Consider the following 8,099-nt stretch of genomic DNA (forward strand, 5'->3'; position numbering starts at 1 on the left):
GGCTTTTCAGCCTTTCTGCTTTTTCCGAAACCGAAGCTTCGAAGGCCGCAGTAAACCGCCGGGAAAACCGAGAGGCTATCCCTCAACTCAATCCAGCGATTCGATTGAAGCGCGGAAACTAACCGATCCAACCAACCGAAGCAAGAAGCTTTTTCAAACCCTTGCCCCAATCAAAACCCCGAAAACACCGTCTCCGAAGCCCGTCGGGCCAGCCCGTCTCCGAGCGAGGCGGCGATATACGTCCGCTCCTTGCGGGTGGCAATAGGCAAAAGCGGCTTTCCCGATCTATCCACAGAACGGGCGCTTATGCACAGGACGGGGCCGCCCTACCCCGCCGCTATATAGGTGCGCAGGCTCTCAGCTTCCTGCGTGGCCTGGGCGATCTGGCATTTGACCACGTCTCCGATGGAGACGACGCCGGCCAGCCGCTTGTCCAGCAAGACGGGCAGATGGCGGATTCGGCGGTCGGTCATGCGCGCCATCAGCGCCTCGACCGTTTCGGCCGGATCGGCGAAGACCACTTCGCTCGTCATATAATGGGAGACGGGACGCTTCAGCGCCTCGGGGCCGTCGCGGGAGATGGCGCGGACGATGTCGCGTTCGGACAGGACGCCGACCACGCTTGCGTCTTTGCATACGATCAGCGCTCCGACCTGACGGCGCTCCAGTTCGGCGCAGGCCTCACTCAGAGAGGCGTCCGGCGCCAGGGTGAAGACGGCGTCTCCCTTGCCCTTGAGAATCTCGGCGACCAGCATGGCGACTTCCTCCTTATGGGCAGGCCGTCGTCCGCGGGCGTCGCGGACCGGCCGCAAGGCGGACAGGTTCGCTCAGACGCCGCCGATAGGCAAATCACGGCGCGCGGCGAACCACCCGCCGATGGGGCCGATGGCGAGGATGCCGAACAGGAAGCCGACGGCGTGCGCCTCCCAGGCGATGCGAGCGCCGTCCGCGCCGGGCGCTAGGCCGATCAGGCCCACAATGAGATTCACGGCCATCCACGCAGCGGACGCTTTCAGAACCATCGGATGGAACAGCGGCAGGACGCGCCCATGGCCGCCCATCAACCGGGTCGCTGCGCCGATCAGGCCGAAGACAGCCCCAGAAGCCCCGACCAGCGGCGCCATGCTGTTCGGATGCACCAGCCCATAGCCCAGCGCCGCCACGGCGCCCGCCGCTATATAGAAGAGAATAAAGACCAGCGGCCCCGGCCCGCGCTCCATCAGCCGCCCCACGGGCGCGCCGAAAGCCAGGGCGCCGACGGCGTTCATCGTCACATGGGCCCAGCCGCCGTGCAGCAGCATGGAGGTGAACAGGCCCGTCCACTGTCCGCGCCACAGCTCCGCCGGGACGAAGGCCATGGAGAGTCCCTGATCGGGAAGCCGCTCCTGCAGATAGAAGAGCACCGGCATGGATGCTGCGATCAGCAGAGGCAGGAAGGGCGCGTTGAAGATCTTTTCGCGCGGCGGCCGCGGCGAACGGGCGTCAGATTGGGACATTCGCCCTTGATGGGGCCAGTCGCATCCGATCTCAAGACGCCGTTTTGCGCCAATACGACACTGAAACCGTATGGCACGGTCATTGCGTGAGCCGTTCCAGAAGTTCTCGGGAGCGCCTTATGCCGTCTCATAGCCTGACACTCATGACCGTAGCGGCCGCCGCCGTGCTGGCGGTCCTGCCCGCCGGTTCGGCCGCCGCGCAGTCGACCGGCTCGGCCGGAGCGGGCCAGTTCCAGGCCGGCTACGGCGCCTCGCGCTACACCACCGCCCAGGCCAGCCGCGGCACGACCCGCGACGCCAACGGCAACCGCCTGGTTGTCGACGGCATCATTCAGAAGAACGGCAGCGCCTACTCGCGCAGCGGCAGCAGCTCTTCGTCCAGCCACTTCAGCGGCGGCGTCGGATCGGGCGGCGGAACCAACATCGGCGGCTCTACCGCCATCGGCAACAACCTGAATGTGGTCGTCCAGGGCAACCGCAACACGGTCGTCGTCAACTCCAACCAGACCAACAACGGCAACATCAACGCCGGCACCACCCTGAACGGGCCCCGTCCATGAACATCACCGCCATCCGTCGCTCGCCCGTGCGCGCCTTCGGCTGCGTCGCCGCCGCCGCTGCTCTGCTGAGCGGCTGCGCCACCTCGGCCGGTCCCTCGGGCCAGTACGCCAAGCCGATCGGCAATGCGCCGGTTACGTCGAACCCGACGCCCTATTCGACCGCGCTGTATTGCCTGGCCGACTATGCGCGCCGCTACAACCTTCCCTCGCCGCGCATGGCTGTGGGCCGGATCAGCGACTACACCGGCTCCATCTCTTCGGACGGCGGTCGCCAGATCACCCAGGGCGCGTCCCTGATGGCCAACACCGCCCTGGCGAAGGCCGGCGCCCGCATCGTCGAGCGCTACGACACCTCGGTGTCCGAGCTGGAGCTGCGCTACGCCAACAACAAGCTGATCGGCGACGACCAGCCGAACGGCGCGCCCCAGGACGCCGCCTTCCGCCGCATCCTGGCCGGTCAGGTGCCGGGCTCCGACTTCTATGTGGTCGGCGGCATCACCGAGGTGAACTACAACATCCGCTCGGGCGGCTTCGACATCGCCGGCGGTGAAGTGGGCGAGAACGGCGGCTCAGGCCTGCTGACCGGCAAGGTGTTCGTGATGAACGTCGCGATCGACCTGCGCCTGGTGCAGACCACCACCCTCGAGGTCGTGGACGTCGTCTCCTATCAGAAGCAGATCGTCGGCCGTGAAGTGTCGGCGGGCGTCTTCGACTTCCTGAACGGCAACGTCTTCGACATCTCGGCCGGCACCAGCGGCCTGGAGCCGGTCCAGTTGGCGGTCCGCGCCCTGGTCGAACGCGCCACGGTCGAGTTCATGGCCAACCTCTACGGCGCCCCCGGCCCGGAAATCTGCCTCAACCCCGCCAATGACCCGCTGGGCGACAGCCCGGTCGGCGCCACCGGCGGCTACTATCCTGCTTACGCAAATACGGACACGAACAATGGCCAAACTCGCGCCGACCCGTCTCGCTGGCACGATCGCCGCGACAGCGCTGTGCGTAGCGGCGGCCGCTGAGGCTTCCGCCCAGGATCGTGGTCTGGTCCTGAATGAACAGCTCAACCTGGGCGACGTCATCAGCGGCCAACGCCTGAACGTCGTCAACGTCAGCGACAACGTCGCCGTGTCGAACGCCGCCATGGGCAACGCCCTGTCCGGCGGCGCCGACGGCCGCGCCGCCGACATCCGCTCGACCCAGGACATGCAGGGCGCCGCCGTGGCGGACACCTCCCTGACCCTGCGCGGCGAGACGGGTTATGTGAACAGCGTGACCCAGGCGCGCGGCAACTATCTGGCCGGGACCGCGGTCAACACGGGCATCGACGTCGACGCCGGTCAGAACCTGAACGGCAACGTCACGGCGCGCAGCCAGATCGTGGAGACCGGCGCTCGCCTGAACTATGGCGGCCACGTCTCGGCCGACGCCATCGGCAACACCGTCGCCCTGGGCGCCAGCGGAACGGGCGAGCAGCGCGGCGCCATCACGGGCCGCACCGATCAGAACTCGACCGGCGAAATCTACGCCGAGAACGAGGCCCGCTTCACCTACGCCCCGGCGCCGGCCGTCTTCAGCAGCCAGGCATCGGCCAACGCCGTACAGGCGACCTCGACGCCAAACTCGCACCAGAACCTGGCGGTCAGCCAGAACGCCTCGGGCGCAGGCGTCACCGCCTGGACGGGCGTGTGGGCGGGCAACGCCTGGGACATCGCCGCGCGCAGCCGCGCCGCCTCCAACCAGGCCGCCTTCTATAATCAGGGCGGTTCGCTGGTCGTGGATGTGGATCAGCAGAACGCGGCGGAGGTGCTGTCGCGCACCGAACTCAGCTCCTATGACTTCGGCGCCGCCCATTCGACGGCCGAGGCCGTGGGCAATGAAGTCCATGCTGGCAACAACGACATCTATGTCAGCATCGACAACACCCAGATGAACACCGGCGGCGTCACCGCCAGCGCCGGCTTCACGGGTCAGAACGGCTATGACGCCTATGTCGGGGCCAATGCGGCGGGCAACGCCGTCACCGGCTTCGCCTGCTCGACCTGCGGCGGCGACCTGAACGTCCGCAACAGCCAAACCAACATGGGCGACGTGCGGGCGACGGCGACGACCAACGTCAACGGCTGGGGCCGCAACGTCGTCGCGGGCGCCAACGCCGTCGGCAACACGGCGAGCTTCTACGTCACCCGCCCGAATTAACTTTCGGTAACTTGAGGTAGTCAAGCTCGTTTGTCACCGTGAACAGGCGCGGAGCTGAAGAAGCTTCGCGCCTGTCTTACGTGCAGGGCCGCAATCAGTCCCGGGGGCCGCCCGCTCGCACGTCGCGGAGACTACCGAATGCGATCCCCTCGCCGCCTGCTCCTGCTTGCCGCGTCCAGCCTCGCCCTGATGGGCGGAGCCGCGCTTCCCGCCGTCGCCCTGACCCCGCCGTCAGCCGCCGCAACGCAGGACGCCCAACCCTCCAGCCCCTGGGCCCAGGCGGCCAGCGACATTCCGGCCGATGCGGCCGTGCGTTTCGGCGTCCTGCCCAACGGCATGCGCTACGCCATCATGAAGAACGCCACCCCGCCCGGTCAGGCGTCCCTGCGCCTGCGGATCGCGGCCGGCTCGCTGATGGAGAACGAGGACCAGCTGGGTCTGGCCCACTTCATGGAGCATATGGCCTTCAACGGCACGACCAACGTGCCTGAGAACGAACTGCTGCGGATTCTGGAACGTCTGGGCCTGGCCTTTGGGGCCGACACCAACGCCTTCACCAGCTTCGACCAGACCGCCTATACGCTGGAGCTGCCGCGCACCAACGACGAGACCGTCGACACCTCGCTGCGGATCATGCGCGAACAGGTCTCCGAAGCTCTGATGAAGGCCGAGGACATCGACGCCGAGCGCGGCGTGATCGAGGGTGAAGAGCGCCTGCGCAACACCCCGGCCCTGCGTTCGCTGAAGGCGCAGATCGCCCTTCTGGCGCCCGGCCAGCGTCTGTCGAACCGTCTGCCGATCGGCGATCTCAGCATCATCCGCAGCGCCCCGCGCGAGCGCTTCGTCGAGTTCTACGAGGCCTATTACCGCCCCGAACGCGCCACCATGATCGCGGTCGGCGACTTCGACGTCGATCAGATGGAAGCCAAGATCAGGGCGACCTTCTCGGACTGGACGCCCAAGGCCGCCGACGGTCCCGAGCCCGATCTGGGACAGGTCGCCCCACGCCAGCCCGAGACCCGCATCCTGGTGGAGCCGGGCGTGCAGTCCTCGGTCCAGCTGAACTGGATTCGCAACCCCGACCTCGATCCCGACACGGCCGCTCAGCGCCGCGACGCCCTGCTGCAGAACCTGGGCATGGCCGTGCTGAACCGTCGCCTGGGCGAACTGGCCCGCGCCGACAACCCGCCCTTCATCGGCGCGGGCGGCGGCCAGGGGACTCTGTTCAAGACCCTGGACCTCGGCAGCGTCTCAGCCGCCTTCAACCCCGGCGGCATCCAGCGCGCGCTGGAGACCATCGAGCAGGAACAGCGCCGCCTGGTGCAGTTCGGCGTCTCGCAGATCGAACTGGATCGCGAAATCGCCAATACGCGCACCGCGCTGGAAAACGCCGTCCAGGCGGCCGCGACGCGCAGCACCCCGGCCCTGGCCAACGCCCTGCTGGGCGCCGCCAACGACGACAAGGTCTTCTCGGCCCCGTCCGCCAACCTCGCCCTGTTCGAGGCCGCTGTGAAGGATCTCAAGGCCGAGCAGGTCAGCGCCGAGGTCAAGCGCGCCTTTGAAGGTCAGGGCCCCCTGGCCCTGGTCGTCACCCCCGAACCGATCGAGGGCGGCGAAGCGGGCGTCACCGCCCTGCTGGAAGCCAGCCGCGCCACCCCCGTGACCGCTCCGGCCGTCCAGGCGGAACTGGCATGGCCCTACGCTGACTTCGGCGCCGCCGCCACGCCGGTCTCGACCACCGAAGTCGCCGCCGTCGGCGCCACCGTCGTCACCTTCCCCAACGGCGTGCGCCTGACCGTCAAGCCGACGGCCTTCAAGGATCAGCAGATCCTGATCTCGGTCCGTACCGGCATCGGCGAAATGGGTCTGCCGACCGACCGCTTCACCTCCGAGTCCCTGGCCCCGATGGTCTTCACCGCGGGCGGTCTGGGCAAGCTGACGGCGGACGAACTGAACCGCGTCCTGACCGGCAAGATCTACGGCGCGGGCTTCGCCATCGACGGCGACGCCTATCAGCTGTCGGGCGCCACTCGCCCGGCCGACCTGCAGCTGCAGATGCAGGTGCTGGCCGCCTATCTGACCGATCCGGGCCTGCGCCCGGCGCCGTTCGAGCAGATCAAGGCCGTCCTGCCGCAGTTCATGGCCCAGCAGATGGCCACGCCCAGCGGCGCCTTCAGCCTTCAGGCCAGCGGCCTGCTGGCCAGCGGCGACAAGCGCGAATCCATGGCCTCGCTCGAAGAAATCGCCGCCTTCACCCTAGATGAGCTGAAGCAGGGCGTGGTTCAGGGTCTGGCCTCCGGCCCGATCGACATCGTCATGGTCGGCGACGTCAAGGTGGAGGACGCGGTCGCCTCGGTCGCCTCGACCTTCGCCTCCCTGCCCGCGCGCGCCCCGGCGGCCCAGCCGATGGCCGGTTCGGATCAGCGCCGCTTCCCGGCGCCGACGGCCCAGCCGATCCGCCTGACCCACGCCGGTCCGGCCGAGCAGGGCCTAGCCTACATCGCCTGGCCGACCACCGATGCGGTCAACGATCGCACCGAGTCGCGCCGGGCCGCCATCCTGGCCGAGGTGCTGAAACTGCGCGTGACCGAGGAAATCCGCGAGAAGCAGGCCCTGGCCTATTCACCCGGCGTCCGTTCCTCGGCGTCCGACGTGTTCACGGGTTACGGCTCCATCTCGATCACGGCGGACACGGCCCCGGACAAGTTCGGCGCCTTCTTCACCGCCGTCGACGCCATCATCGCCGACCTGCGCGACAAGCCGGTCAGCGAGGACGAGCTGAACCGCGCCCGCCTGCCGGTGATCGAGTCCCTGCGCCGCAGCCAGGCCGGCAACGAATACTGGCTGGGCCAGTTGGAGGATCTGGCCGCCAAGCCCGCCTCTCTGGAGCAGATCCAGACGCACATCAGCGATCTGGAATCCTTCACCGCCGCCGACATCCAGGCGGCTGCGCGTCAGTATCTGAAACCGGATACGGCGTGGAAGGCCGAGGTCGTTTCGGCCAACGCCGCGCAGTAAGCCTGCTCCAGACGAAGAAAGGGCCCCGTTCCGCAAGGAACGGGGCCCAGTCGTTTAGGCCTATCGACGGAGAGTCGATGCCTGGACCTTAGGCGTCTGCACCTGTCGCCAGGCTGAACAGCCGGTTCAGAAAACCCGGCCGCCGACCCCGCCGTCCATCATGATCATGCCCGTGGACGCCGCGCCCTCGACCATTTCCTCGCGATACTCGGTGTAGGTCTCTTCGCGCATCATGCTCAGCACCTTCACGCCGGCGCCGTAGCGACGCAACAGCGAACGCTCGTTGCACTGACGCGCCTGCTGTTCAGGACGGCATTCCAGACGCCCGCCCGCGCCGTGCCACAGGGCGTCGCCCTTGTTGCAGGCCACGGTCTCGCCCGGCGCGCCTTCGGCGTCGCTGATGGTCCATTGCAGCTTGGTGCCCGCCAGGCAGCGATACAGTTCGCCGTCATAGCTGTTGGCGACGTCGCGGCCCGGCGTCACCTGGGACGCGGGGTGCGGCACATTGCGATCGTCGATGCAGACGGCCTGCAGCACGACCTGCTTCTCGATGCGGCGCGTGGCGGTGAAGGGCACGCGCACCGACTGCATCCCGCCCTGGACGTTCAGGCCCTGGATGGTGGTCGGATAGGGCTGGTCGACGTTGAAGTAGGCGCCGCCGCCGCCCGCGACGATGACCGTCGAGCCGGCTCGCGATCCGGCCCAGGCGCGCGCCGAGGCGTTGGCGCTGGCGTTCGCATTGACGTTCACGTTGACGTTCACATTGCCGCCGCCCGAGCCGCAGCAGGGAGGGGGCGGAGGCGGCAGGCAGCCGCCGCCGGCGCACGGCGGC

The 8,099-nt window shown here is 68.0% G+C and carries 7 protein-coding genes; 4 read left to right on the plus strand and 3 right to left on the minus strand.

Annotated features, from left to right (window positions below):
* Positions 1-326 precede the first annotated feature (326 nt).
* Together B2Y21_RS15305 and B2Y21_RS15310 are read right to left on the minus strand one after the other, a co-directional pair.
* On the minus strand, positions 327-755 hold the full coding sequence (locus tag B2Y21_RS15305; RefSeq protein ID WP_292060697.1) for a CBS domain-containing protein: 429 nt from the start codon (positions 753-755) through the stop codon (positions 327-329).
* Between the two features lie 72 nt (positions 756-827).
* Entirely contained in the window at positions 828-1,496 is a 669-nt protein-coding gene (locus B2Y21_RS15310) for a rhomboid family intramembrane serine protease (protein WP_003163499.1), read from the minus strand.
* Between the two features lie 143 nt (positions 1,497-1,639).
* Between B2Y21_RS15310 and hfaA the strand changes: the two genes are divergently transcribed.
* The 4 genes from hfaA to B2Y21_RS15330 all read left to right on the plus strand — a co-directional run bounded on the left by hfaA (position 1,640) and on the right by B2Y21_RS15330 (position 7,267).
* A complete protein-coding gene (hfaA, locus tag B2Y21_RS15315) occupies positions 1,640-2,056 on the plus strand; it encodes a holdfast anchoring protein HfaA (protein ID WP_292060698.1) in 417 nt (138 codons plus the stop codon).
* Positions 2,053-3,072 (plus strand): holdfast anchoring protein HfaB, encoded by a 1,020-nt coding sequence (gene hfaB, locus B2Y21_RS15320; protein ID WP_292060699.1) that lies wholly within the window; start codon positions 2,053-2,055, stop codon positions 3,070-3,072. The genes hfaA and hfaB overlap by 4 nt, the downstream gene beginning before the upstream one ends.
* Positions 2,999-4,249, plus strand: coding sequence for a holdfast anchor protein HfaD (hfaD, locus tag B2Y21_RS15325; RefSeq protein WP_292060700.1), 1,251 nt, complete (start codon positions 2,999-3,001; stop codon positions 4,247-4,249). The genes hfaB and hfaD overlap by 74 nt, the downstream gene beginning before the upstream one ends.
* A gap of 138 nt (positions 4,250-4,387) precedes the next feature.
* Entirely contained in the window at positions 4,388-7,267 is a 2,880-nt protein-coding gene (locus B2Y21_RS15330; protein ID WP_292060701.1) for a M16 family metallopeptidase, read from the plus strand.
* A 126-nt stretch (positions 7,268-7,393) separates the two neighbouring features.
* Here B2Y21_RS15330 and B2Y21_RS15335 read toward each other — a convergent pair.
* Positions 7,394-8,099: hypothetical protein (locus tag B2Y21_RS15335; protein ID WP_292060702.1), on the minus strand; the 706-nt coding region annotated here is incomplete at its 5' end.

It is taken from the genome of Brevundimonas sp. UBA5936, assembly GCA_002430835.1.
Lineage (GTDB): Bacteria > Pseudomonadota > Alphaproteobacteria > Caulobacterales > Caulobacteraceae > Brevundimonas.

Excerpts from the sequence above, each read along its gene's own strand:
- B2Y21_RS15305 (WP_292060697.1), bottom strand. The coding sequence starts at position 755 with ATGCTGGTCGCCGAGATTCTCAAGGGCAAGGGAGACGCCGTCTTCACC.
- B2Y21_RS15310 (WP_003163499.1), bottom strand. The coding sequence starts at position 1,496 with ATGTCCCAATCTGACGCCCGTTCGCCGCGGCCGCCGCGCGAAAAGATC.
- hfaA (WP_292060698.1), top strand. The coding sequence starts at position 1,640 with ATGACCGTAGCGGCCGCCGCCGTGCTGGCGGTCCTGCCCGCCGGTTCG.
- hfaB (WP_292060699.1), top strand. The coding sequence starts at position 2,053 with ATGAACATCACCGCCATCCGTCGCTCGCCCGTGCGCGCCTTCGGCTGC.
- hfaD (WP_292060700.1), top strand. The coding sequence starts at position 2,999 with ATGGCCAAACTCGCGCCGACCCGTCTCGCTGGCACGATCGCCGCGACA.
- B2Y21_RS15330 (WP_292060701.1), top strand. The coding sequence starts at position 4,388 with ATGCGATCCCCTCGCCGCCTGCTCCTGCTTGCCGCGTCCAGCCTCGCC.